The 23,953-nt window shown below is 65.9% G+C and carries 22 protein-coding genes; 17 read left to right on the forward strand and 5 right to left on the reverse strand.

Annotated features, from left to right (window positions below; translation table 11 throughout):
* Nucleotides 1-159 precede the first annotated feature (159 nt).
* From ybaK to Uis4E_RS08175, 3 genes are all read right to left on the reverse strand, one after another.
* The gene (gene ybaK / locus Uis4E_RS08165) at nucleotides 160-669 is read right to left on the reverse strand and encodes a Cys-tRNA(Pro) deacylase (protein ID WP_165784920.1); all 510 of its coding nucleotides are present in this window, start codon (nucleotides 667-669) and stop codon (nucleotides 160-162) included.
* 92 nt (nucleotides 670-761) lie between these two features.
* Complete coding sequence (gene gap / locus Uis4E_RS08170; protein ID WP_101622693.1) at nucleotides 762-1,820, reverse strand: type I glyceraldehyde-3-phosphate dehydrogenase; 1,059 nt, start codon at nucleotides 1,818-1,820, stop codon at nucleotides 762-764.
* A 230-nt stretch (nucleotides 1,821-2,050) separates the two neighbouring features.
* On the reverse strand, nucleotides 2,051-2,800 hold the full coding sequence (locus tag Uis4E_RS08175; RefSeq protein WP_101622694.1) for a thiamine diphosphokinase: 750 nt from the start codon (nucleotides 2,798-2,800) through the stop codon (nucleotides 2,051-2,053).
* Nucleotides 2,801-2,849: 49 nt separating this feature from the next.
* Between Uis4E_RS08175 and Uis4E_RS08180 the strand changes: the two genes are divergently transcribed.
* From Uis4E_RS08180 to Uis4E_RS08245, 14 genes are all read left to right on the forward strand, one after another.
* Nucleotides 2,850-4,610, forward strand: coding sequence for a spermidine synthase (locus Uis4E_RS08180; protein WP_243394462.1), 1,761 nt, complete (start codon nucleotides 2,850-2,852; stop codon nucleotides 4,608-4,610).
* Nucleotides 4,611-4,822: 212 nt separating this feature from the next.
* A complete protein-coding gene (infC, locus tag Uis4E_RS08185; protein WP_101622795.1) occupies nucleotides 4,823-5,593 on the forward strand; it encodes a translation initiation factor IF-3 in 771 nt (256 codons plus the stop codon).
* The gene (gene rpmI, locus Uis4E_RS08190) at nucleotides 5,574-5,771 is read left to right on the forward strand and encodes a 50S ribosomal protein L35 (RefSeq protein ID WP_034526016.1); all 198 of its coding nucleotides are present in this window, start codon (nucleotides 5,574-5,576) and stop codon (nucleotides 5,769-5,771) included. The genes infC and rpmI overlap by 20 nt, the downstream gene beginning before the upstream one ends.
* Before the next feature lie 53 nt (nucleotides 5,772-5,824).
* A complete protein-coding gene (gene rplT, locus Uis4E_RS08195) occupies nucleotides 5,825-6,208 on the forward strand; it encodes a 50S ribosomal protein L20 (RefSeq protein ID WP_101622695.1) in 384 nt (127 codons plus the stop codon).
* 100 nt (nucleotides 6,209-6,308) lie between these two features.
* Nucleotides 6,309-7,247: a site-specific tyrosine recombinase XerD gene (xerD, locus tag Uis4E_RS08200; protein WP_101622696.1), complete on the forward strand. Its 939-nt coding sequence runs from the start codon at nucleotides 6,309-6,311 to the stop codon at nucleotides 7,245-7,247.
* A 36-nt stretch (nucleotides 7,248-7,283) separates the two neighbouring features.
* Nucleotides 7,284-8,123, forward strand: coding sequence for a ParA family protein (locus Uis4E_RS08205; RefSeq protein ID WP_101622697.1), 840 nt, complete (start codon nucleotides 7,284-7,286; stop codon nucleotides 8,121-8,123).
* On the forward strand, nucleotides 8,124-9,032 hold the full coding sequence (locus Uis4E_RS08210) for a segregation and condensation protein A (RefSeq protein ID WP_101622698.1): 909 nt from the start codon (nucleotides 8,124-8,126) through the stop codon (nucleotides 9,030-9,032).
* Nucleotides 9,029-9,601 carry an SMC-Scp complex subunit ScpB gene (scpB, locus tag Uis4E_RS08215; RefSeq protein ID WP_101622699.1) on the forward strand — a complete coding sequence of 191 codons (573 nt, stop codon included), beginning with the start codon at nucleotides 9,029-9,031 and terminating at the stop codon, nucleotides 9,599-9,601. Before Uis4E_RS08210 ends, scpB begins: the two co-directional genes overlap by 4 nt.
* Before the next feature lie 82 nt (nucleotides 9,602-9,683).
* Nucleotides 9,684-10,502 (forward strand): NUDIX hydrolase, encoded by an 819-nt coding sequence (locus Uis4E_RS08220; protein ID WP_165784922.1) that lies wholly within the window; start codon nucleotides 9,684-9,686, stop codon nucleotides 10,500-10,502.
* Between the two features lie 106 nt (nucleotides 10,503-10,608).
* Nucleotides 10,609-11,889: a quinolinate synthase NadA gene (gene nadA / locus Uis4E_RS08225; protein WP_101622700.1), complete on the forward strand. Its 1,281-nt coding sequence runs from the start codon at nucleotides 10,609-10,611 to the stop codon at nucleotides 11,887-11,889.
* A 32-nt stretch (nucleotides 11,890-11,921) separates the two neighbouring features.
* Complete coding sequence (nadB, locus tag Uis4E_RS08230; protein WP_101622701.1) at nucleotides 11,922-13,547, forward strand: L-aspartate oxidase; 1,626 nt, start codon at nucleotides 11,922-11,924, stop codon at nucleotides 13,545-13,547.
* Between the two features lie 23 nt (nucleotides 13,548-13,570).
* A complete protein-coding gene (locus tag Uis4E_RS08235; protein ID WP_101622702.1) occupies nucleotides 13,571-14,485 on the forward strand; it encodes a nicotinate-nucleotide diphosphorylase in 915 nt (304 codons plus the stop codon).
* A gap of 14 nt (nucleotides 14,486-14,499) precedes the next feature.
* Entirely contained in the window at nucleotides 14,500-15,693 is a 1,194-nt protein-coding gene (locus Uis4E_RS08240; RefSeq protein ID WP_101622703.1) for a cysteine desulfurase family protein, read from the forward strand.
* Nucleotides 15,694-15,783: 90 nt separating this feature from the next.
* On the forward strand, nucleotides 15,784-16,938 hold the full coding sequence (locus tag Uis4E_RS08245) for a DUF2974 domain-containing protein (RefSeq protein ID WP_101622704.1): 1,155 nt from the start codon (nucleotides 15,784-15,786) through the stop codon (nucleotides 16,936-16,938).
* A gap of 182 nt (nucleotides 16,939-17,120) precedes the next feature.
* Here the strand turns inward: Uis4E_RS08245 and Uis4E_RS08250 are convergent, their stop codons facing one another.
* Nucleotides 17,121-18,044 (reverse strand): LysR family transcriptional regulator, encoded by a 924-nt coding sequence (locus Uis4E_RS08250; RefSeq protein WP_101622705.1) that lies wholly within the window; start codon nucleotides 18,042-18,044, stop codon nucleotides 17,121-17,123.
* A 139-nt stretch (nucleotides 18,045-18,183) separates the two neighbouring features.
* Nucleotides 18,184-18,813, reverse strand: coding sequence for an HAD family hydrolase (locus tag Uis4E_RS08255; RefSeq protein WP_101622706.1), 630 nt, complete (start codon nucleotides 18,811-18,813; stop codon nucleotides 18,184-18,186).
* A gap of 540 nt (nucleotides 18,814-19,353) precedes the next feature.
* Between Uis4E_RS08255 and kdpA the strand changes: the two genes are divergently transcribed.
* Genes kdpA through kdpC form a run of 3 tightly spaced genes read left to right on the forward strand, consistent with a single transcriptional unit; the run spans nucleotide 19,354 to nucleotide 23,867 of the window.
* On the forward strand, nucleotides 19,354-21,030 hold the full coding sequence (gene kdpA, locus Uis4E_RS08260; protein WP_101622707.1) for a potassium-transporting ATPase subunit KdpA: 1,677 nt from the start codon (nucleotides 19,354-19,356) through the stop codon (nucleotides 21,028-21,030).
* Between the two features lies 1 nt (nucleotide 21,031).
* Nucleotides 21,032-23,206, forward strand: a complete 2,175-nt coding sequence (gene kdpB, locus Uis4E_RS08265; RefSeq protein ID WP_101622708.1) for a potassium-transporting ATPase subunit KdpB — start codon at nucleotides 21,032-21,034, stop codon at nucleotides 23,204-23,206.
* Between the two features lie 40 nt (nucleotides 23,207-23,246).
* Complete coding sequence (gene kdpC / locus Uis4E_RS08270) at nucleotides 23,247-23,867, forward strand: K(+)-transporting ATPase subunit C (protein ID WP_243394475.1); 621 nt, start codon at nucleotides 23,247-23,249, stop codon at nucleotides 23,865-23,867.
* Nucleotides 23,868-23,953: the final 86 nt, after the last annotated feature.

A 23,953-nucleotide genomic window follows, 5' to 3' on the forward strand; every position in this document is an offset into this window, starting at 1 on the left:
CCGGACGACTGAACGGATGAGGCTCCCGCCGTCCCGTATCGGGGACGACGGGAGCCTCATCCGTTCGTGGGGGAACGCGCTCGTTGGGAGCACCCCCTCGGTCCGCTTCACGGACAGATCCCCCTCAAAGGGTGCACAGGGGAGCCGGGATTGGTCGGTTCACCAGGTGCCGATGGGGGCGGCGACGGCGTCGAGGACCGTGATGAGGTCTTCGGGGGAGACGCCGACTGAGAATCCGCGTTTGCCGCCGGAGACCAGGATCGTGTCGAAGGCAAGGGCGCTTTCGTCGAGCACCGTCTTGTGCCGCGTCTTCTGGCCGAGCGGGGAGATGCCGCCGACGACATAGCCGGATTCGCGCATCGCGACCTTCGGATCGGCCATCGCGGCCTTCTTCGCGCCCACGGCCGCCGCGAGCGCCTTCAGGTCCATGTGGCCGGACACCGGCACGACGCCGACCACGCGTTCCGAACCGGTGTCGGCCATCAGCGTCTTGAACACCTGATGCTCGTCGAATCCGAGCTTCTTCGCTGCTTCCACGCCATAGCCGTCGTCCATGTGATCGTTCGAATGCTCGTACTCGTAGGGCGTGAACGCGACGCCCGCCTTCTCCAACTGCACGGTGGCCGGTGTCGAGCCGGTTCCCTTCTCGTGCTTCTTTTTCTTCGCCATGCCTCCCATGATACGAAGAAACCCCCGCCCACAGGGGCGAGGGTTTCATTCACCTGTCACGGTAAGGGCATCGCGGACGAATCCGCTCCGTCTTACTCGTTGATCTCGGCGAAGTACAGCAGGGTACGGATCATGTTGGAGGTGAAGCCGTACTCGTTGTCGTAGAAGGAGACCGTGCGGGCCAGGGTCACGCCGTCAACGGTGTTGACGTCGGTCTGGGTCGGGTCGAAGACGCCACCGTGGGTGTCGCCGAGGATGTCGGAGGAGACGATGCCCTCATCGTTGTAGCCGTAGTACTCGCAGTCGGCGAACGCGGCCTTGAAGGCCTCGTTGATCTCGTCGGCGGTGGTCTCGGTGTTGAGGACGGTGGTCAGCTCGGTGACGGAGCCGTCCGGGACCTGCACGCGCTGGGCGTGGCCCTGCAGCTTGCCGTTGACGGACGGAACGACCTTGCCGATGGCCTTGGCGGCACCGGTGGAGTGGGCGATCGTGTTGATCGCGGCGGCGCGCAGGTTGCGGCCGGTCTTGGTGCCACGCGGGCCGTCCAGCAGCATCTGGGTGCCGGTGTAGGCGTGGATGGTGGTCATGAAGCCGGCCTTGATGCCGAACTTCTCGTCCAGCAGCTTGACCATGGCGGCCATGGAGTTGGTGGTGCAGGAGCCGGCGGAGACGATCACGTCGGACGGCTTGAGGATCTCGTGGTTCACGCCGAACACAACGGTCGGGGTGACGTCGTCCTTGGCCGGGGCGGAGATCAGGACCTTCTTGGCGCCGGCGTTGATGTGGGCCTGGGACTTCTCGGCGGAGGTGTAGAAGCCGGTGCACTCGAGCACGTACTCGACACCGTCGTTCTTGACCCACGGGATGTTGTTGGCGTCCTTCTCGGCGTAGACCTTGTATTCCTTGCCGTCGACGACGATGGAGTCCTCGGTGGCCTTCACGTCGACCGGCGTGCCGTCGTCGTGACGGAAGGTGCCGTGGGTGGAATCGTACTTCAGCAGGTAGGCCAGCGTGGCCGGAGTGGTCAGATCGTTGATGGCGGCAACTTCGATGTCGCCGGCCTGGCCGCCGCGAGCCTGGAGCTCGAAGATGCGACGGAAGGCGAGACGACCGATGCGACCGAAGCCGTTGATACCAATCTTAACTGTCATGTAATTCTCCCTTGTAGGGTGACGCCGGAGCGCAAGGCACGCCGGAGCCATTGTTTACCAACATCGACCACTCTAGTGCGTCGTCTGTACGAAACGCAACGTCCCGCATCGTGTTTCAGAGGAAAATCCCGAAAATTTCGTGAGCGTTCACATAGAAGGTGTCGAAAGAACTGGGCGGCAGTGGGGAGCGGTGCGGCACGTGTATCGCGGTCTGCGCCGGACCGTGGTCGTCAACGCCGCAGCAACGGCGAGACGTGCGTGTCCAACGCGCCCAGATCGCCGCCGAATGCGTGCAGACGCGTCACGCACGGCATCGGCGCCTCGGCGGGGAACGTGACGATCAACGTGCCCTCACGCACGCCGATCGATGCCGGGACGCCGGGGCGGAACTCGTTGCTCACGCCCTGCACCGTGTCGCCCGTCAGCGTGCCGTCAAGCATCTCGTAGCGCATGCCCGGCTCGTCCACACCGCGGGACACGTCCGAATGGGAGAACACCGACACCATGCGTCCCGGCGCGGCGTCGTGCGCGGCGAAGTCGAGGCGACCGTCGCGGATCGCCGTCACGATCGTCCCGTCGCCGTGCAGGAAGCCGATGCCGCCATGACCGGCGACGAGCGCCATCAGCCGTATCGCGGAGAGCGTGTGATCGATGCGGCCTCCCAGCGCGCCGTACACATGGAACATGCGGCATCCGCGCGCCCATGCCACCTTGAGCGCACTCAGCAGATCCGGATCGTCCTTGAGCGGCGGCAGCGTGATCGTATCCGCGCTTGCGTCGGGACGGTCGCCCTCAAGCGAATCGAAATCGCCGACCACCACGTCCGGTGCCACCCCCGCCGCCCGCGCATGGTCGAGTCCGCCGTCCGCCGCGACGACGAACGCGCCGCGCGGCACCCTGATCGGCCGATAGTCCGGCGACGCATAGTATTCGCCAGCCGCGAACACCACGCACACGCGTCCCTCATCATCTGCACACATATCGATTCAGTGTACGCGCGACGCGCCGATGTCCGTTAATGTTCATCCCATGGCAGTGAAAACAGCGGCGAGCGACCGGCCGATCCTCAGATCCAAGACGTTCCTGTACGTCACCGAATTCTTCTCCGGCATGGCCGTGATGGCCGCCGAACTCGGCGCCTCGCGTCTGCTCGCACCGTACTTCTCCAGTTCGCAGATCGTATGGACCATCATCATCGGCACCATCATGATCGCGCTCGCGCTCGGCGCCGTGTTCGGCGGGAAATGGGCCGACCGCGACCCCGACCCGGACAAGCTGTACCTGCGCATCATGGCCGCCGCCGTATGGATTTCCCTCATCCCGCTCGTCGGCAAATACGTGGTCCTCCTCGTCTCCGGACTGCTCATCGTCACCGTGTCCACGAACTTCCTCGTCATCGCCGCGTTCGCCAGCTGCATGATCGTCTTCGTGCCTCCGCTGTTCCTGCTCGGCACCGTCACCGCGGGGCTCAACAAGTTCGCCACCGATTCGCTCGACGACAACGCGTCCGTTGTCGGACGGCTGTCCGCATGCAACACGATCGGCTCCATCCTCGGCACGTTCCTGCCCACATTCGTCACCATCCCCGCAGTCGGCACGTTCGTCACGTTCCTCGTCTTCTCCGGCCTGTTGCTCGCCATCCCGATCGTCTACTTCGTCTCGATGCGGGCCAAACGCGTCGCCTGCGCCGTCTCGGCCGTCGTGTTCGCCGTCTCCGCCGTACTCTCGCCGATGAGCGGATTCGCGTTCTGGGAGAACTCCTCGACCCTCGCCTACGAGGGCGAGTCCATCTACAACTACCTGCAGGTCAAGAACCTCTCCGACCGCACCATCCTGTCCACCAACGTGCTGTTCGGTGTGCAATCCGTCACGATGAAACGCGAGGGGCTCACCGGCATGTACTACGACACCGCCCTCGCCGCGCCCGCGCTCGCCGACCACGCGCGCTCGGCGCTCATCCTCGGCATGGGCACCGGCACCTACGCACGGCAGCTGAGGCGCTACTACCCGAAGATGACGGTGCAGGGCGTCGAAATCGACGCGAAGATCACGAAACTCGCCGGCGCATACTTCGACGAGCCGGACGACGTGCCTGTCGCCACCTACGACGGACGTGCGTGGCTCGCCGCGTCCCGGGAACGATACGACGTGATCATGGTCGATGCGTATCAGGACATCACCATCCCGTTCCAGATGAGCTCCGACGAGTTCTTCACGATGGTCAGGAACCACTTGAACCCCGGCGGCGTGATGGTCGTCAACATGAACATGGTCTCCGACGGACGTGGCTCCATCAACGAGGCGCTCCAGACCACCATCGCCAACGTGTTCAACGGAGCCTGCCGCATCGGCGCGACCTACACGGCCGACGTGCCCGGTACCACGAACCGTGAGCTGTTCGCCAAGGCGCCGACGGCCGCCGAACTGAAACGCTACGACGGGTGCAGCGACTCGTGGCGGCGCACCGGCGGCATCGCCACCGTCTCCGAGCCGGTCGGCAGCGACATGCGCGACGACGTGAAGGCCTCGGCGTTGAGATCCGCGACGTGGGAGCGCACGCGCGACGGCGCGCTCGCCGCATACATGAGCGAGGTCGCCTCGCGCATGGAACCGGTGCGCGACCCGTCGGCCGATGCCGGCGACCGGTCGCTGATCCTCACCGACGATCACGCACCCGTCGAACTGCTCGGCATGAGGGCGATCGACAACATCATCGCCGAACAGGCCGGACCGTACCGCGACATCCTGAAGAAGGAGGGCATCGGCGGACTGCTGCGCGAAGTGGGATGAGGCTGCGCGACACGCAGGGTGTCGTCGTCCGGGGCTGTGGTAATATGCTTCCTTGGCTTGAGAAATCAAGAAAGCGGGGCAACCCCACCTGGAAGCCTTTCACGGCCTCGGGTCCACGGCAACTGCCGGCGCATCTCGTATGATGCGCGAGTGACGTTCACGACGTCCTGTGCAATGCAACGCATGCGGCGTTTGCTTTGGTATGCCATGGAATCGAGACTGCGTCAGGTCTTACGGATGGGCTCCGCAACGGAAAACAGAGGATTGGAGTCATCATCAGCGACGAACCACGCATTAACGACGAGATTCGCGTCTCGCAGGTGCGCCTGATCGGCCCGAACGGCGAACAGGTGGGAGTCATCGCGACCTCGGTCGCCCTCAACCTGGCGAAGGAAGCGAACCTCGATCTCGTCGAGGTGGCGCCCAACGCGAAGCCTCCGGTCGCCAAGCTCATCGATTACGGCAAGTTCAAGTACAACGAGAAGATCAAGGCCCGCGAGGCCCGCCGCAATCAGAACACGGCCGAGATCAAGGAGATCCGCTTCCGCCTCAAGATCGACGACCATGATTTCGACGTGAAGAAGGGCCACGTGGTCCGCTTCCTCAACGGCGGAGACAAGGTCAAGGTCACCATCATGCTGCGCGGTCGCGAGCAGTCCCGCCCGATCGGCGGCGTGGAGCTGCTGCAGCGCCTCGCCGCGGAGGTGGAGGAGTACGGCACCGTCGAGTCCAAGCCCAAGCAGGAGGGCCGCAACATCATCATGACGCTTGCGCCCAAGGGCAAGAAGGTGCACACCCAGTCCGAGCAGCGCCGTCGCGGCGCCGAATCCCGTGCCGAGCGTCAGGCCCGACAGGCCGCGCGTCTTGCGGCCAAGCAGGAGGCGCAGGCGCAGGCCGCCGCGGAGGCGAAGGCCTCGGTCTCCGCCACGACTTCCAAGAAGCACACCAACAAGGAGGGCAGCAATGCCGAAGATGAAAACTAATTCCGCCGCTTCCAAGCGCGTCCGCCGCACTGGCACCGGCAAGCTGATGGCGGCCGGCAGCGCCATGCGCCACAACCTCGAGCACAAGTCCGCCCGCCAGCGCCGCGCGCTGAAGGCCGACGAGGTTCTGCCCACGCCGCAGACCAAGAAGCTCAACCGCCTGCTGGGCGCCCGCTGAGCCTGAATCAGAGACAAGACCTGCAAACTTCAGAAAGCTGAGGAAATAGAAATATGGCACGTGTCAAGCGCGCAGTGAACGCCCACAAGAAGCGTCGCGTCGTTCTCGAAAGGGCCTCCGGCTACCGCGGCCAGCGCTCCCGTCTGTACCGCAAGGCCAAGGAGCAGCTGCTTCACTCCTTCAACTACAACTTCCGCGACCGCAAGGCCCGCAAGGGTGACTTCCGCAAGCTGTGGATTCAGCGCATCAACGCCGCCGTCCGCGCCGAAGGCATCACCTACAACCGCTTCATCCAGGGCCTGAAGCTGGCCGGCATCGAGCTGGACCGCCGCGCCCTCGCCGAGATCGCCGTCTCCGACGCCGATACGTTCAAGACCATCGTGGAGGCCGCCAAGGCCGCCCTCCCGGAGGACGTGAACGCCCCGAAGGCCGCCTGATTCCGGTATCGCGAATCGTGTCGAAGACCCCGCCAGCCGCGGGGTCTTCGCGTTTTGTACGCCGGGCGTTCGCGGAAGGTCCGGCGAACGGGAGGATGACATGACCGACGACGACAACGACGGATTCGCGCGGCTGCTGGAGCAGTTCGCCGCGCACATCGACGTGGAGCGGGGACTCGCGAAGGCGACGGTCGCCGCGTACTCGTCCGATCTCGCGCGCTATGTCGCGTTCCTGCGTTCCCGCGGCGTGACGGACATGCGCGCCGTCACGCGGTTCGATGTGGAGGATTTCGTCGCCGCGCTGGATGCGGACGGCGAATCCGCGCGATCCAAGGCGCGTCGTCTCGCCGCCGTGCACGAATTCCACCGGTTCGCGCTCGGCCAGCATGCCGTCGCCGAAGACGTCGCCGCGGACGTGAAGGCGCCGAAGAGCGGGGCCACGTTGCCGGACGTGCTCACCGTGGACGAAGTGACGCGCCTGCTCGACGCGGTGCCGGTCCAGGGCGACGATCCGGTCATGCTGCGCGACAAGGCGCTGCTCGAATTCATGTACGCGACCGGCTGCCGCGTCTCCGAGGCGACGGCCGTGAACCTCGACGACATCGACCTGACCGACCAGCATGTGGCGCGGCTCATGGGCAAGGGGTCCAAGCAGCGGCTCGTGCCGGTCGGCGGCTACGCGTGCGTGGCGATGACGCGCTATCTCGATCTCGCAAGGCCCGTGTTGGAGGCGCGTGACCGTTCCGGCAGTCCCGAACGCCGCGCGGTGTTCCTCAACAAACGAGGGAAACGACTGTCGCGCCAATCCGTGTGGGAGGTCGTCAGGGCCGCGGGGGAGCGCGCGCACATCATGCGCCCGCTGCATCCGCACACGCTGCGTCACTCGTTCGCCACGCATCTCATCCAAGGCGGCGCGGATGTGCGCACCGTGCAGGAGCTGCTCGGCCACGCCTCCGTCACCACCACGCAGATCTACACGCATGTGAGTCCGGAGAACCTCATCGAGACGTATCTGACCGCGCATCCCCGCGCGCGATGACCCGGAAACCAAACGGAAGATGATAAGGTAAACCATATGCCTACCGATATGCTTGGACGCGAGTATGAGACCTTCCCCGCCCCCGGACCGTTGCAGCAGCATGGCCCGGCGAGGGTCATCGCCATGTGCAACCAGAAGGGCGGCGTAGGCAAGACCACCAGTTCCATCTCCATCGCCGGGGCGTTGAGCCAGTACGGGCGCAGGTGCCTCATCGTCGACTTCGATCCGCAGGGTGCCGCCACCGTGGGGCTCGGCATCAATGCGAACACCGTCGAGAAGACCATCTACAACGCGTTGTTCGATTTCCGCATGGACGTGCATGAGGTGGTGCATCACACCGCCTTCGAGAACCTCGACATCATCCCCGCGAACATCGATCTGTCCGCGGCCGAGGTGCAGCTCGTCACCGAGGTGGGGCGCGAGCAGATTCTCGCCCAGGTGCTGAAGCCGCTGCGTGCGGAATACGATGTGATCATCATCGACTGCCAGCCGTCGCTTGGTCTGCTTACCGTGAACGCGCTGACCGCCGCGGACGGCGTCATCATCCCCGTGGAGGCCGAGTTCTTCGCGCTGCGCGGCGTCGCCCTGCTCATGCAGTCCATCGAGAAGGTGCAGAACCGCATCAACCCCTCGCTCAAGGTGTACGGCGTGCTCATCACGATGTTCACGCGTACCCTGCACTGTGAGGAGGTCATGCAGCGCATCTACGAGGCGTTCCAGGACAAGGTGTTCCACACCGTCATCTCCCGGTCCATCAAATTGCCCGACTCCACCGTCGCCGCCGCGCCGATCACGATCTTCGCCCCGCAGCACAAGACCAGCAAGGAGTATCGCGAAGTGGCACGCGAACTCGTGGCCAACGGGGTCGTCGCCTGAATGGAAGACGTGAACACCACCGCGACGGCGTCCGATCCGATCGCGGCGGGGGAGCCGGACGCCGCGACGAAGGCCGCCGGCTTCACCGTGAACCTTGATGTGTACTCCGGCCCGTTCGACGTGCTGCTCGGCATGGTCGCCAACCGCCGCCTCGAACTGACCGAAGTGTCCCTGTCCGCGATCACCGAGGAGTTCCTCGACTACGCCCGCGGACTCGACTTCGCCGCGGACATGGACGAGGCGAGCTCGTTCCTCGACGTCGCGTCGATTCTCGTCGAGGCGAAGAGCGCGGCGCTCCTGCCCGCCGATCTGTCGGGGGAGCGTGACGAACGGAGCATGGAGGCGCTGCGCGAACGTGACCTGCTGTTCGCCAGACTCCTGCAATACCGGGCGTTCAAACAGGCGGCCGGTGACTTCCGCACGCGTATCGCCGCGAACGCGGGTCGGTTCCCGCATCCCGGGGAATTGGACGAGTCGATCTCGGCCATGCTGCCGGAACTCGTGTGGACGATCGGAGCCGACGATCTCGCGTCGCTGGCCGCGCGCATGTTCGCCCACGCGCCGGTCGCGACGGTGAGTACGCGCCAGCTGCACGTGCCTCTGGTCGACCTTGAGGCGCAGGCCGTGTTGGTCCGGGACAGACTGCGCGCGTTGGGCGAGGACGGCTCGATGACCTTCGCCGAACTCGTAGCCGATGCGGACGGGCGCGCGGAGGTCGTGGGACGTTTTCTCGCCGTTCTCATGTTCTTCAAACAGGGTTCCGTGCAGTTCCGTCAGGCCGGACCATATGAGGCGCTTCATCTGAGATGGATGCCGGACCAGCCCTCGTTCGCGGACGAGGGTACGGACGGCGCCGTGGTGCTCAAGGACGTGGATGCCGTATCAATCGACGAAAGGGATTTCGCATGAACGTGGAGGAGTTTCCAGGCGGATTGAAGGCGTGCCTGGAGGCGATGCTCATGGTCGCCGACGAGCCGTTGACGCCGGCCGATGCGGCGCGCGTGCTCGGCGTGGACGAGGAGACGGTGAACGACGCGTTGGAACGTCTGCGAGACGCCTACGAAGTGGCGGAACGGGGGTTCGAACTGCGCCGCACCGCACGAGGATGGCGGTTCGCGAGCCGCGCCGTGTACGAGCCGGTCGTCTCCGCGTTCGTGACCGACGGCCAGACCGCGCGCCTCGGTCAGGCCGCGTTGGAGGCGCTCGCCGTGATCGCCTACCGGCAGCCGGTCACGCGTGCGCAGATCTCCGCGATTCGCGGCGTCAACTCGGATGGTGTGATTCGCTCGCTCATCGTGCGCGGACTGGTACGCAGCCAGGGGGTCGATGCCGAATCCCGGGCCACGTTGCTCGTCACCACCGACCTGTTCCTCGAGAAGATGGGGTTCGATTCGCTCGACGACCTGCCCGAGCTCGCCCCGTTCCTGCCTGATTCGGTCGGCGAGGTCACCGCCGACGCCAGCGGCATCCACCTGTAGCACTACTTATAGTCGGTTTGACTATAAGTAGTGCTATGCTGATGCACCGTCAACGAAAACCATAATCGGACGGAAGTGGACGATGGGCATCGGCAATGTCTCCGAACGACGGCTCGCGCCGCCGCAGGTCGGCGTATCCGTCGTGATCCTGGCCCTGGGCGAGGATTCGACGGGGCGCAGTCGCCTGTGGCTGCCGCTCGTGCGACGCGTGCGTCAGCCGTTCCTCGGAGCATGGGCGTTGCCCGGCGGCGGTCTGACCGCCAACCGGTCACTCGAACAGTCGGCATACGCCGCGCTCGAATCGACCACCACGCTGCACCCGCGGTATCTGGAACAGCTGTACACGTTCGGCGACCTCGGCCGATCCCATGGGGGATTGCCGATGGTGTCCATTGTCTACTGGGCGCTCGTCGGCACCGCGGAGGCGAAGGACTTCGTCGAAGCCGACAACGTCCGCTGGTTCCCCGAGAACGACCTGCCCGAGCTCGCCTTCGACCACAAGGCGATCATCGATTACGCGCTATGGCGGTTGCGCACCAGGATCGCCTACCCGGATGTGGCCGCGCGCCTCGTCGGCGAGACGTTCACGCTCAGCCAACTGCACGACGTCGTCGAGGCCGTTACCGGAGAACCGGTCGACCTCGCCAACTTCCGCCGCCGCATCCTCGCCTCCGGCGAGCTCGAAGACACCGGCGTCAAGCAACGCGTCGGCAATCACCGGCCAGCCGCCGTCTACCGGTACGTGGCCGCCGCCTCCACGTCATGGAATCCGTATGACTGGCTGAAGGCCGACGAAGGCCGCACGGACGGTGAACACCCGGACACGACCGGTACGATCCCCGGACCTGATCCGCCGCCCGCCTCCGTGGATGACGATCCGATGTCCGCGCTCGCGCGTTGAGACGGATTCCGCCCTCCTTCTTTTCCGCAATCATCACCTCCGCTTTCGAACCCCGACGCAAACCGCGCGCCCGGGGAGGCGAAGCATACCCAAAAAAGGAACGAACATGACCGCAACATTCACCGCGCCCTCCGTCGACGAGATCATCGCGCGTCTCGGCGCGCAAAGCACCTGCGACGCGGGACTCACCCTCGACCCGTGGCACTTCGACACCACCCGCCCCAGCTACGGCCCCGGCGCCTCCATGCTTGACCGCCTGCCGAAGAACGCGCCTCGCCAACAGGTGCTGCCCGATGAGTACCGCAACGCCTCCGACGAGGAGCTCCAGCAGCGCATCCGCGACGCGAAGCGCCGCCTCGGCTCCAAGCTGCTCATCCTTGGCCACTTCTACCAGCGCGACGAGATCATCGAGCACGCCGACTTCGTCGGCGACTCCTTCCAACTCGCCAAAAACGCGACCGAACGCCCCGACGCCGACCACATCGTGTTCTGCGGCGTGCACTTCATGGCCGAGACCGCCGACATCCTCTCCACGCCCGAACAGACAGTGACCCTGCCGAACCTGTCCGCCGGATGCTCGATGGCCGACATGGCCAACATCGACCAGGTCGAGGAGGCGTGGGAGCAGCTCGGCGAGATCTGCGGCACCAAGCCGGACGTCGACGGCCTGCAGCCGATCGTCCCCGTCACCTACATGAACTCGTCCGCCGCCCTGAAAGCGTTCTGCGGCCGTCACGGCGGCATCGTATGCACCTCGTCCAACGCGCACGCCGTGCTCGAATGGGCGTTCGCCCGCGGCCGCCGCGTCCTGTTCTTCCCCGACCAGCATCTGGGCCGCAACACGGCGCGCGCCATGGGCGTCCCGCTGAGCGAGATGCCCCTGTGGGATCCGTTCAAGGCGCGAGGAGGCGCGGCCGACCCCGCCGACTACGCGAACGCGCGGATGATCCTGTGGAAGGGCTTCTGCTCCGTGCACCAGCGTTTCACCGTCGAGCAGATCGAACGCGCCCGCAAGGCCTACCCGGGCGTCAAGGTGATCGTGCACCCCGAATGCTCGATGCAGGTCGTCGACGCCGCCGACGGCACCGGCTCCACCGCGTACATCGTCAAGGAGATCGAGAACGCGCCCGCCGGCTCCGCCATCGCCGTCGGCACCGAGATCAACCTCGTCAACCGCCTCGCCGCCCAGCACCCCGACAAGACCGTGTTCTGCCTCGACCCGGTCGTCTGCCCCTGCTCCACCATGTACCGCATCCACCCCGCCTACCTCGCATGGGCGCTGGAGAACCTCGAACAGGGCAACGTCGTCAACCGCATCACCGTGGACGAGGACACCGCCCGCGAGGCCAAGATCGCGCTCGAACGCATGCTGCGCGTCCACCCGTGAACGGGAGCCCCGGGAAAGACAAGGCAACAGCAATGAACGACATCGACATCATCGTCATCGGCGCGGGCGTGGCCGGACTGTCCGCCGCGCTCGCCGTGGCGGGCGAAGGCCATGACGTGACGCTCGTCACCAAGACCGAACTCGTCGAATCGAACACGTACCACGCGCAGGGCGGCATCGCCGCGGCCATCTTCGCCGACGACGACCCGAAACTGCACGCCGCCGACACCATCGCCGCCGGGCACGGCCTGTGCGACCCGAAGGCCGTCGACATCCTCACGCGCGAAGGCGCCGACCGCGTGCGCGAATTCGCCGCCGCCGGCGTGCGCTTCGACCGCGACGCCGACGGCCGCATGCTGCGCGGGCTCGAGGCCGCGCACTCGCGGGCGCGCGTCGTGCACGCCGGAGGCGACGCCACCGGGCGCATCCTCGAACTCGACGTGTCCGCCATGGTGCGCGCGAACCCGCATATCCGCATCGTCGAACACGCGTTCCTCAAGGACCTTCTCGTGCGCGACGGCCGCATCGCCGGCGTCGCGCTGCTCGAAGACGGGAGCGACGTCACGGTGCCGGCCGGCCGCGTGATCCTCGCCACCGGCGGTGCGGGCCGCATGTACCCGTACACCACGAACCCGGTCGTCGCCACCGCCGACGGACTCGCCGCCGCATGGCGCGCGGGCGCCCAGGTCGCCGACCTCGAATTCACCCAGTTCCACCCCACCGCGATGGCCGTCGGCGAACATTTCCTCGTCTCCGAAGCCGTGCGCGGCGAAGGCGCCGTCCTGCTCGACGAGCACGGACGCCGCTACATGAAGGACGTGGACCCGCGCGCCGAACTCGCGCCGCGCGACGTCGTCGCACGCGAGAACTTCCGCGTCATGCAACGCCAGAACGGCAGGCCGGTCATGCTCGACGCCTCCCCGATGCGCGACGAGCACCCCGACCTCGCCGAGTTCCTCGCGAAACGCTTCCCGACCATCGACGCCTACACGCGCTCGCTCGGCTACGACTGGAGCAGGGAACCCATCCCCGTCGCGCCCGCCGCGCACTACTATATGGGCGGCATCCGCACCGACCTCGACGGCCGCGCCTCCATCCCCGGACTGTACGCGGCCGGCGAATGCGCGCGCACCGGCGTCATGGGCTCGAACCGCCTCGCCTCCAACTCGCTGCTCGAAGGCCTCGTCTACGGGCGCCGCGCCGGCCTCGCCGCCGTGCACGACGCGGACGATACGACATGGACGCCGCAGCCGCTGCGCAACTCCGCGACCGGCGGGGTCTACGACGAACCGCCCGTCGCGCTCGCCACGTCGCCCTCCGCCGGCGACGACGCGACCGCGGAGGACGTGTGGGACCGCACGCGCATCCAGAACACGATGTGGCACGACGTCGGCGTGCTGCGCGACGCCAGCGGACTCACGCACGCCGTCGACGAGCTCGGCGCCGGACTCGCCGCGGCGGACGCGCACGCGGCGACGGCCCCGACCGCCGGCGATGCCGACGTGACCGCGCTCGAGAACCGCGACATGCTCACCGTCGGATACGTGGCCGCGACCGCCGCACTCGCCCGCACCGAATCGCGCGGCGCGCACGCCCGCACCGACTTCCCCGAACCCCGCGACGAGTGGGCGCACTCCGTCGCCTACGTCAGGCGATAAGCCGATAAGCGATAAGGAGCCTCATGCTCACGCAACAGACCATCCACGCCGCCGTCGAAGCGGCGCTCGCCGAGGACGCACCCTATGGTGACGTGACCTGCGAGACCACCATCCCCGCCGACGAGACCGGTGCCGCCCGGCTCGTCGCACGCGAGGAGGGCGTGATGAGCGGCATCGACGTGTTCGCCGCCGCCTTCACCACGCTCGACCCGACCGTGACCGTCGAACCCGCCATCCGCGACGGCGAGAGCTTTAAGGCCGGGCAGGCGCTCGCCGTCGTCTCCGGCTCCGTGCGCAGCCTCCTGACCGCGGAACGCGTCGCCTTGAACTTCACGCAGCGCATGAGCGGCATCGCCACGATGACCGCTTCATTCGTCGCCGCCGTGGACGCGATCTACGAGGATGGATACATGGGATCCGGCGGGACGGACGCCGGGGTGACCCGTCCACGCCGCTACGCGCGCACGCGCATCGTCGACACACGCAAGACCACGCCCGGACTGCGACCGTTCGAGAAACACGCGGTCGTCTGCGGCGGTGGGCACAACCATCGCTACGGTCTGTCCGACGCGGTCATGCTCAAGGACAACCATCTCGCCGCGCTCGCCGCCCGCGGCATCGACCTCGCCGGCGCGATCCGTCACGTGCGCGAACAGGTGGGGCACACCACGCACATCGAGGTGGAGGTCGACCGGCCCGACCAGATTCCCGCCGTGCTGGACGGCGGTGCCGACACCATCATGCTCGACAACTTCACGCTCGACGACACGCGCCGCGGCGTCGAGGCGATCGACGGGCGCGCCATCGTCGAGGCGAGCGGCAACATGACGCTCGAACGCGTCGCCGCCGTCGCCGCCACCGGCGTGGACGTGATCTCCGTCGGCGCGCTCACCCACTCCGTGCGTTCCATCGACCTCGGACTGGACTGGCTGCGATGAACGGGACGGAACAGATGGACGGCGGTGCCGCGACACGGGAACCCGGTGAACTCTACCTCGACGCGGCCGCCACCGAACCGGTCGGCCCGGACGTCATCGCCGCGATGACCCCGTTCCTCACCGACGCATACGCGAACCCGGCAAGCGTGCACCAGCCCGGCAAGACCGCCGCCCGCGCCCTCGACGCGGCCCGCGCCTCCTTCGCCGCCGGCCTCGGCGCCAAACCGGACGATGTGATCTTCACATCCGGCGGCACCGAATCCGACAACCTCGCCGTCAAAGGCATCGCCATGGCGAGGATGGGACGGCTGGGAGAGCACCCGCGCATCGTCATCTCATCAATCGAGCATCCGGCCGTCTCCGCGTCCGCCGACTGGCTCGCACGCTGGTTCGGCTTCGACGTCGTGCGCATTCCCGTCGACCACGAGGCCCACTTCGACCTCGACGCGCTCGGACGGGCGCTCGACGGCGAGGCGGGGAGACGGACCGCGCTCGTCAGCGTCATGCTCGCCAACAACGAGGTCGGCACCGTCGAACCCGTGGAGAAGATCGTGGCGATCGCACACGCGCACGACGTGCCCGTGCACGTCGACGCCGTGCAGGCCGCAGGACTCATCCCCATCCGCATGCGCGACTGGGACGTGGACGCGCTGAGCGTCTCCGGGCACAAGTTCGGCGCGCCCAAAGGACTCGGCGCGCTGCTCGTGCGCGGGCGCACCCCCATCGAACCGGTGCTCTCCGGCGGCGGACAGGAACGCGGTCTGCGCTCCGGCACGCAGAACGTGGCCGGCGCGGTCGCGCTCGCCATCGCCTTGGATTCGTCGAACCGGCGCATGGCCGCCCGTTATCGGGAGCTCGTCGCCTCGCGGGACATGCTCATCGACGCGGTGCGGCGGGTCGTGCCGCGGGCCGAACTCACCGGAGACCCGGAACGACGGTTGCCCGGGCATGCGTCGTTCATTTTCCCCGGCGTGACCGGCGAGGCGCTGCTCGTCGACCTGGACGCGCGCGGCATCGCCGCCTCGTCCGGCTCCGCATGTGCGATCGGACGGCATGAGATTCCCGCCACGCTGCTCGCCATGGGATTCGAGCCCTCCGTCGCGAAGACCGCGCTGCGCATGACGTTCCGTGAACCGCTCACCCGCGAGGAGGTCGAACGGATCTCGCTCGCGTTGGAGGAATCGTACACGGAGCTCACCCGGCGGTGACGCCCGGCACGTGCGGTTGTACAGTAGGGGCCATGGCGACGGTGCGGGAGCGGCAACCGGTGCTCGCCGTCCGCCGGCGAGGAGGTCTCCATGGGCAATGTGATCGATGATCTGCGGACGCGGTTCGTCACGTTCGACGAGGATCCGTTCAACGAGGTGGACAGTCTGGTGCTCTCGCAGCTGTCGTATGCGCGCATGCCCGGCAACGTGCCGCGATGGGACGGCGGCGATGCCGATGACGCCGGTGGCGATGATGCCGATAGCGCGGCCATCCCCATGGTTCCTGTCCGTGACCTGCTGCGCGCGGAACGCTATGACGCCATGTTCGGGCGCGTATGGTCGCCGCAGTTGAACGTCGACCTGTTGCGGGCCATGTGCGAGAACCCGCGTTGGCGGGCGTTGCGCGTAGGCGCGTATGTGGATGAGTTCGATGCGGCATCCACCAAACAGTTCTCGGCGTGCGTGTTCGACGTGGGCGACGGCGCGCTCTACGTCGCATTTCGCGGCACCGACAGTTCGATCGTCGGCTGGAAAGAGGACTTCACGATGGCGTTCCGCCGGCCGGTCGCCTCGCAATCCGCGGCCGTGCGGTATCTCGCCGACGTGGCTTGCCGGTGGGACGGCCCGCTGATGGTGGGAGGGCATTCCAAGGGCGGCAACCTCGCGGTGTATGCGGCCGCCTCGATGCCGGACGACGTCGCGTCGCGCGTCACGGCCGTGTACTCGCATGACGGCCCGGGGTTCGACGAGGCGTTTCTGGAATCGCCGGAATACCGGCGCATATCGGCCAAGGTGCACAAGTCCGTGCCGGAATCGTCGGTCATCGGCATGCTGTTCGAACAGCGTGAGCAAGCCGCGGCGGGCTATGAGGTGGTGACGAGCGACGGGCTCGGCATCATGCAGCACTTCGCCTTGAACTGGCAGGTGAGGGACGGCCGGTTCGTGCACGCGGACGGCCTTACGGGCGGGGCTCGCTACGCGGCCCGCACGCTGAACGACTGGATGGCGCGGTACGACGACGAACGGCGGCGGCTGTTCATCGAAGGTCTGTTCGCCATCCTCGAGGCGGGCGGATACCCTACGTTCGGTGAGCTCACCGCGCATTGGGCGCAATCGTTGCCGGCGATGCTCGTGGCGGCCCGCGGCATCGACGCCGGGGACCGCGGGGTGATGGTCGAAGTGCTCAAAGGGTTCGCGGCGACCGCGGCCACGTCGGTCATCCCCGGAGGCGATCGACGGGAGTAGGGTGGGGAACACGTATTGCTGGTGACGCATGGGCGGCGTGCCTGAACCCGTGCGGTGCAGTGTGATCGAGCCGTTTCCCGCATGAACGAGGAATGCCTTGCGCATGGCGAAAAGCCGTGCGCAAGGCATTCCTCATATCGGCGTCCGAGTGGTGTCTGCCATCGGGTGCTTCCTGAATGCGTTCAGTCGATGAGCTTGTAGCCGTGGTCGGCGACGACGCTCTTGAGCTTCTCGAGATAGGTTTCGGCGGCCTTGGAGAGCTTGGCGCGCTCGTTGGTGATCCAGCCGACGAGCATCGTCTCGTCCGAGTCGAGCGGGACGGTGCAGATCTTCTCGTTGTTGAGGTCGCCGTTGTCGATGCCCGTGCACACCGTGTAGCCGTTGAGGCCGATGATGAAGTTGAGGATCGTGGCGCGGTCGGTCACGTTGATCTGCTTGGGGGAGTAGTCCGGCCAGACGGCCTCCTCGGCGAAGAAGAAGGAGCCGTCCTCTCCCTGCTCGTACTGGATGAACGGGTAGGGCTTCAAGTCCTTCATCGTGACCATCTTCTTCGAAGCGAGCGGGTTCGTGCGCGCCAGGAACACGTGCAGCGGCGCGCGGAACAGCGCGTGGAACTCGAGGTGCTTCTCGCGCAGCAGCTTGCCGATGACGTCCTTGTTGAAGTCGGACAGGTAGATGATGCCGACGTCGGAGCGCATGTTCGCCACCGAGTCGATGATGTCGCGCGTGCGCGTCTCGCGGATCGTGAACTCGTATTCGTCGGAGTGGATGGAGTCGATCATCTCGACGAACGCCTCGACCGCGAACATGTAGTGCTGCGTGGACACGGTGCACAGCTGCTTGCGCGGCTTCGCGTTCTTGTAACGCTCCTCGAGCAGCGACGCCTGGTCGAGGACCTGGCGTGCGTAGGTGAGGAACTCAGCGCCGTCGACCGTCAGGGCGATGCCCTGCGAGGAGCGGGTGAAGATCTCGATGCCGAGTTCCTTCTCCAATTCCTTGACGGAGGAGCTCAGGGCCGGCTGCGAGACATAGAGCTCGTGTGAGGCCTCGTTCATAGAACCGCATTCGACGATCTTGACGATGTATTTGAGTTGCAGAAGCGTCATAAATATCAGTTATAGCAGTGGGGATGGTCGAAGGGTGAGGTTATAGCCGGTCGCTTCCACGCCGGTGGACGCCATGTGAGACATCGGACACGCGTCCGACTTCGCGGCTCCGCACGCCCGGCCGGGGCGCGTCGAGCCGCTACAGACGCACGCCGAGCGCGGCGAGGGAGTCGCGGGCGGCCACGGCGCCGGAGAACAGCAGGCCATGGATGCCGACCTCCTTCGCGCCGGCCACGTTCTTCGCGGTGTCGTCGAAGAACACGCAGCGCTGCGCCTCAAGACCGAAGCGGGAGAGCGCCAGCTCGTAGATGTCCGCGTTCGGCTTGTGCATCTTCTCCACGCCCGAGACGACGGTGCCGTCCAGCAGGTCGTCCAGCACAGGGTATTTGTCGAAGGCGATGTGGATCGTTTCGTGCGACCAGTTCGTCAGCCCCCACACGCCGTAGCCGTGGGATTTCAGATCGCGCAGCAGCTGCTCCATGCCCGGCAGCATGCGCGGCAGCGCGTCGCCGTAGTGTTCGATGTAGTACCTGAAGATCAGTGCGATGTCCTCGCCCTGCTCGCGGACCACATCCGGATAGATGCGGGCGAAGTCCTCGCCGGCGTCCATGCGGTCCTCGTAGCGGAAGAAACCGTGCGGGTCGTCGTCGGCGCAGATCGCGTCCACCACATCGTCGGGGAAGCGCCCCGCCAGACAGGCGCGCGTGCTCCAGTCGAACAGCACGCCGCAGAAGTCGAAGATCACGTCGGTGATGGGGGAGTCGTGCATGGCGTCTCCTTGATTGATATATAAGGTATCGATATGCGGGGCGTATCGATATGAGGTCAAACGGATACGGCACCAGTGTACGGGCGGGGTGGAATCTATCGGATCCGCCGATCCCTGTCGGTCCGTCCCCTCCGGACCGGGCGTGTTAGCGAACCGTTAGCGAATCGCCGTCGGGCATATACGTAGGCGTATGGGACCCGTAAAAACCGTTTCCGTTCCTTCACATCATCCATAGCATTGAAGACGCAATGACCCGATGGCGCAGTCGCGCCCGCCGACATGGCGGGCGCAGCACCGTCGGGTTTGTTTGATGAAAGGAGAAAGACATGCCCTGGTGGGTAGATGTTGCCTATGTAGTGGGCACGATTGTCATCTTCGTCCTGTTCGACCTCTTCGGAAAGTGGGTGGACAAACTATGATGACGTTCTTCACCGTGCTGGGTGTAGTGCTGGGACTGGCGGGAATCGCCTACATGATCTATTCCCTGTGCCGTCCTGAGAAATTCTGATCGAAGCTGTCTAGGGAACAAAGGTTCATCACATGGTATATCTTTTTGCGATCATGGCATTCGCGCTGATTGCCATCATCCTGGCGGCGATCTACAAGCCGCTGGGCGACTACATGTACAACGTGGTCACGTCCGACAAGGACTTCTTCTTCGAGAAGTGGATCTACAAGATCGTCGGAGTCGACTCCAAGAAGGGCCAGACTTGGAAGGCGTACCTGCGCGCCCTGCTCGGCTTCTCGCTGCTGAGCGTCCTGGTCCTCTACCTGCTCCAGCGCGTGCAGCAGTGGCTGCCGTTCTCGCTGGGCTTCCCGAACGTCGAAGGCCCGCTTGCGTTCAACACCGCGGCCTCGTTCGTCACCAACACGAACTGGCAGTCGTACTCGCCTGACGTCACGCTCGGCTACACCGTCCAGTTCGCCGGCCTGACCGTGCAGAACTTCGTGTCCGCGGCCGTCGGCATCGCGGTCGCGATCGCGCTGGTGCGCGGCATCGCATGGCGCAAGTCCGAGACCATCGGCAACTTCTGGGTCGATCTGACCCGCATCACGCTGCGCATCCTCATGCCGATCGCCATCGTCATGGGCGTCGTCCTCATCGCGCTCGGCGTCGCGCAGAACTTCGCGGGCTTCGTCGACGTCAACACCGTCGCCGGCGGCACCCAGAAGATCATGCAGGGCCCGGTCGCCTCCCAGGAGGTCATCAAGGAGCTCGGCACCAACGGCGGCGGCTTCTTCAACGCCAACTCGTCGCATCCGTACGAGAACCCGAACATGTGGACCAACCTCATCGAGATCCTGCTCATGCTGTGCATCCCGGTGGCGCTCACCCGCACCTTCGGCCGCATGGTCGGCGACATCCGCCAGGGCTACGCGCTGCTCGGCGCCATGGTCATCCTCTTCGGCGCGAGCTTCTTCTTCGTGGTCACGGCCGAGTCCTTCTCCGTCGACCCGATCACCACGCTGACCGGCGGTTCGATGGAAGGCAAGGAGACCCGCTTCGGCATCGTGTGGTCCGGCCTGTTCGGCACGACCTCCACCAGCACCTCCACCGGCGCCGTCAACTCGATGCACGACTCGTACACCGCGCTCGGCGGCATGATGTACATGCTCAACATGATGCTCGGCGAGGTTTCGCCGGGTGGTGTGGGCGCCGGCCTGTACGGCATCCTCGTGATGGCGATCGTGGCCGTGTTCATCGCCGGCCTCATGGTCGGCCGCACGCCTGAGTACATCGGCAAGAAGATCGGCCCGCGCGAGATGAAGATGGCGTCGCTGTACTTCCTCGTCATGCCGATCACGGTCGTCGCCGGCGTCGCCCTGAGCTTCGCCGTGCCGTTCGCCCGCCAGTCGATCTTCGACACCTCGCTCAACAACAGCGGCAGCCATGGCTTCTCCGAGGTCGTCTATGCGTTCACCTCCGCGGCCAACAACAACGGTTCCGCCTTCGCCGGCATCACCGCCGACACCCCGTGGCTCGACACCATGCTCGGCCTGGCCGTGCTGCTCGGACGATTCCTGCCGATCGCGCTCGTGATCGCGCTGGCCGGCTCCCTCGCCAAGCAGGACAAGGTGCCGGAGACCTCCGGCACGATGAAGACCGACAACGGCCTGTTCGTCGTCCTGCTGGTGTTCGTCATTGTACTGATTTCCGCGCTGACGTTCTTCCCGACGCTTGCTCTGGGACCGTTGGCAGAAGGTTTGGTGGCGTGATATGACTTCCGCAACTGTCAACGACGTCGCGAACAACGCGAACTCCATCGTGAGCGACGTCAACCAATCGAACAACAAGTCCCTCGGAGCCATGCTGGGCAAGAGCCTGCCGGACGCGTGCCGCAAGTTCGACCCGCGCAACATGGTGCACAACCCCGTCATGTTCATCGTGTGGGTGGGCGCCGCGTTCCTGACCCTGCTTGGCATCTTCCAGATCTTCGACGGCTCCCTCGCCAACGGCGAGCCGGTCTACTTCACGTGGATCGTCGCCGTCGTGCTGTGGCTCACCGTGCTGTTCGCGAACCTCGCCGAAGCCGTCGCCGAAGGGCGCGGCAAGGCGCAGGCCGACGCGCTGCGCAAGACCCGCACCACCACCCCCGCGCATATCATCAAGGGATACGACGAGAAGAACGACCCCGACGCGCGCGGTCCGGAGAAGGGTGAGGGCTCCGCATACATCGAGGAGATCCCCAGCTCCGACCTGAAGCTCGGCGACGTGGTCGTCGTGGCCGCCGGCGAGCTCATCCCCGGCGACGGCGACATCATCTCCGGCATCGCCTCGGTCGACGAATCCGCCATCACCGGCGAATCCGCCCCCGTCATCCGCGAGTCCGGCGGCGACCGCTCGTCCGTCACCGGCGGCACCCGCGTCCTTTCCGACCGCATCGTCGTGCGCATCACCCAGAAGCCCGGCGAGAGCTTTGTCGACAAGATGATCGCCCTGGTCGAAGGCGCCAACCGCCAGAAGACCCCGAACGAGATCGCGCTCGACGTCCTCCTGAGCTCGCTGACCATCATTTTCCTGGTCGTCGTGCTGTGCATCAACCCGCAGGCCTCCTCGGTCGACGCCTCCGTGAGCCTGACCGTGCTGATCGCCCTGCTGGTATGCCTCATCCCGACCACCATCGGCGCCCTGCTGAGCGCCATCGGCATCGCCGGCATGGACCGTCTGGTCCAGCGCAACGTGCTCGCCACCTCCGGCCGCGCCATCGAGGCCGCCGGCGACGTGACCACCCTGCTGCTCGACAAGACCGGCACCATCACCTACGGCAACCGTCAGGCCTCCGAATTCCACGCCCTCCCCGGCGTGGACCACGCCGAGATGGTCAAGGCCGCGGCTCTGAGCTCGCTGGCCGACTCCACCCCGGAAGGCCAGTCCATCGTCGCCCTCGCCAAGACCGAAGGCTTCGATCTGGACGAGGTCCCGGGCGCCGTGGACGTGGCCTTCACGGCCGAGACCCGCATGTCCGGCCTCGATTTGCCGAACGGCGACCGCATCCGCAAGGGCGCGACCTCCGCCGTCGAGGCGTGGATCGACAAGGAAGGCGGCACGATGAGCGTCGAGGTCCGCGACGCCCTGCACGAAAAGGTCAACTTCATCTCCGGACAGGGCGGCACCCCGCTCGTCGTCGCCGAGCAGTACGCCAACGGCGAGGTCAAGGTGCTGGGCGTCGTCCAGCTCAAGGACGTCGTCAAGAAGGGCCTGAAGGAGCGCTTCGCCGACCTGCGCAAGATGGGCATCCGCACCGTCATGGTCACCGGCGACAACCCGCTGACCGCCAAGGCCATCGCCAAGGAGGCAGGCGTCGACGACTTCATCGCCGAGGCCAAGCCCGAGGACAAGCTCGCCTACATCAAGAAGGAGCAGGCCAACGGCCAGCTCGTCGCGATGACCGGCGACGGCACCAACGACGCCCCCGCGCTCGCGCAGTCCGATGTCGGCGTGGCCATGAACTCCGGCACCTCCGCCGCGAAGGAGGCCGGCAACATGGTCGACCTCGACTCCGACCCGACCAAGCTCATCGACATCGTCCAGATCGGCAAGCAGCTGCTCATCACGCGCGGCGCGCTGACCACCTTCTCCATCGCCAACGACGTGGCGAAGTACTTCGCCATCATCCCGGCCATGTTCATGGAGAAGTTCCCGGGCCTCGGCGTGCTCAACATCATGGGCCTGCACAGCTCGCTGTCCGCCGTGCTCTCCGCGATCATCTTCAACGCGATCATCATCGTGCTGCTGATCCCGCTCGCGCTCAAGGGCGTCAAGTACCGTGCGGAGGCTTCCGAGAAGATCCTCGGCCGCAACCTGTCGATCTACGGTCTCGGCGGCATCGCCGCCCCGTTCGTCGGCATCTGGATTATCGACCTGTTCGTCCGCCTCATCCCGGGCTTCTGACCGGATGCAGGGCATATAAGGAGCAACAATGAAATCCTCAATGTCATTGAATCTGCGCAGCTACTGGGCCGGGTTCAAGGCCGTGATGGTCTTCACCGTCATCGTGATCGTGTACACGTTCGTGATGACCGGCATCGGCCAGCTCGGCATGCCCGACAAGGCCAACGGCTCGATGGTCACCAACTCGCAGGGCGAGGTCGTCGGATCCTCGCTGATCGGCCAGTCCTTCACCGACGAGAACGGCGACGCGCTGCCGCAGTACTTCCAGTCGCGTCCGTCCGCCGCGTCCGACCCGAACAAGGACGAGGACAACCAGGGCTACTACGCGGCCGCGTCCTCCGGCACCAACAAGGGCCACGCCGACGAGGACCTCATCAAGAGCACGACCGAACTGCGCAAGGCCATCGCCAAGCGTGAGGGCGTGAGCGTCAAGGATGTTCCGGCCGACGCGGTCTCCGCGTCCTCCTCCGGCCTCGATCCCGCCATCAGCCCCGCGTACGCGGCCATCCAGGTCAAGCGCGTCGCCAAGGAGCGCGGCCTGAGCGAGGAGAAGGTCGAGGAGCTGGTGCGTGAGAACACCACCGGCCGCGGTCTCGGCTTCGTCGGCGAGGACACGGTGAACGTGGTCACGCTGAATCTGGCGCTGGACGAGCTCGACTGACGTCCGGCCGTATGACCGACAGGGGTGACGGTGCGAAGTGCTGCGCCGTCACCCCTTCGGTGCGTTCATCGTATACAGTCGGTATC

It is taken from the genome of Bifidobacterium parmae, from assembly GCF_002860365.1.
Classification (GTDB): domain Bacteria; phylum Actinomycetota; class Actinomycetes; order Actinomycetales; family Bifidobacteriaceae; genus Bifidobacterium; species Bifidobacterium parmae.

Bases quoted from the DNA above. Each gene is read 5' to 3' on its own strand.
- gap (WP_101622693.1), bottom strand. From the start codon at position 1,820: ATGACAGTTAAGATTGGTATCAACGGCTTCGGTCGCATCGGTCGTCTC.
- ybaK (WP_165784920.1), bottom strand. From the start codon at position 669: ATGGCGAAGAAAAAGAAGCACGAGAAGGGAACCGGCTCGACACCGGCC.
- xerD (WP_101622696.1), top strand. From the start codon at position 6,309: ATGACCGACGACGACAACGACGGATTCGCGCGGCTGCTGGAGCAGTTC.
- Uis4E_RS08235 (WP_101622702.1), top strand. From the start codon at position 13,571: ATGCTCACGCAACAGACCATCCACGCCGCCGTCGAAGCGGCGCTCGCC.
- nadA (WP_101622700.1), top strand. From the start codon at position 10,609: ATGACCGCAACATTCACCGCGCCCTCCGTCGACGAGATCATCGCGCGT.
- rpmI (WP_034526016.1), top strand. From the start codon at position 5,574: ATGCCGAAGATGAAAACTAATTCCGCCGCTTCCAAGCGCGTCCGCCGC.
- Uis4E_RS08250 (WP_101622705.1), bottom strand. From the start codon at position 18,044: ATGACGCTTCTGCAACTCAAATACATCGTCAAGATCGTCGAATGCGGT.
- Uis4E_RS08210 (WP_101622698.1), top strand. From the start codon at position 8,124: ATGGAAGACGTGAACACCACCGCGACGGCGTCCGATCCGATCGCGGCG.
- Uis4E_RS08180 (WP_243394462.1), top strand. From the start codon at position 2,850: ATGGCAGTGAAAACAGCGGCGAGCGACCGGCCGATCCTCAGATCCAAG.
- Uis4E_RS08255 (WP_101622706.1), bottom strand. From the start codon at position 18,813: ATGCACGACTCCCCCATCACCGACGTGATCTTCGACTTCTGCGGCGTG.
- nadB (WP_101622701.1), top strand. From the start codon at position 11,922: ATGAACGACATCGACATCATCGTCATCGGCGCGGGCGTGGCCGGACTG.
- kdpA (WP_101622707.1), top strand. From the start codon at position 19,354: ATGGTATATCTTTTTGCGATCATGGCATTCGCGCTGATTGCCATCATC.
- kdpC (WP_243394475.1), top strand. From the start codon at position 23,247: ATGTCATTGAATCTGCGCAGCTACTGGGCCGGGTTCAAGGCCGTGATG.
- rplT (WP_101622695.1), top strand. From the start codon at position 5,825: ATGGCACGTGTCAAGCGCGCAGTGAACGCCCACAAGAAGCGTCGCGTC.
- Uis4E_RS08205 (WP_101622697.1), top strand. From the start codon at position 7,284: ATGCCTACCGATATGCTTGGACGCGAGTATGAGACCTTCCCCGCCCCC.
- Uis4E_RS08245 (WP_101622704.1), top strand. From the start codon at position 15,784: ATGGGCAATGTGATCGATGATCTGCGGACGCGGTTCGTCACGTTCGAC.
- Uis4E_RS08240 (WP_101622703.1), top strand. From the start codon at position 14,500: ATGGACGGCGGTGCCGCGACACGGGAACCCGGTGAACTCTACCTCGAC.
- scpB (WP_101622699.1), top strand. From the start codon at position 9,029: ATGAACGTGGAGGAGTTTCCAGGCGGATTGAAGGCGTGCCTGGAGGCG.
- Uis4E_RS08220 (WP_165784922.1), top strand. From the start codon at position 9,684: ATGGGCATCGGCAATGTCTCCGAACGACGGCTCGCGCCGCCGCAGGTC.
- Uis4E_RS08175 (WP_101622694.1), bottom strand. From the start codon at position 2,800: ATGTGTGCAGATGATGAGGGACGCGTGTGCGTGGTGTTCGCGGCTGGC.
- kdpB (WP_101622708.1), top strand. From the start codon at position 21,032: ATGACTTCCGCAACTGTCAACGACGTCGCGAACAACGCGAACTCCATC.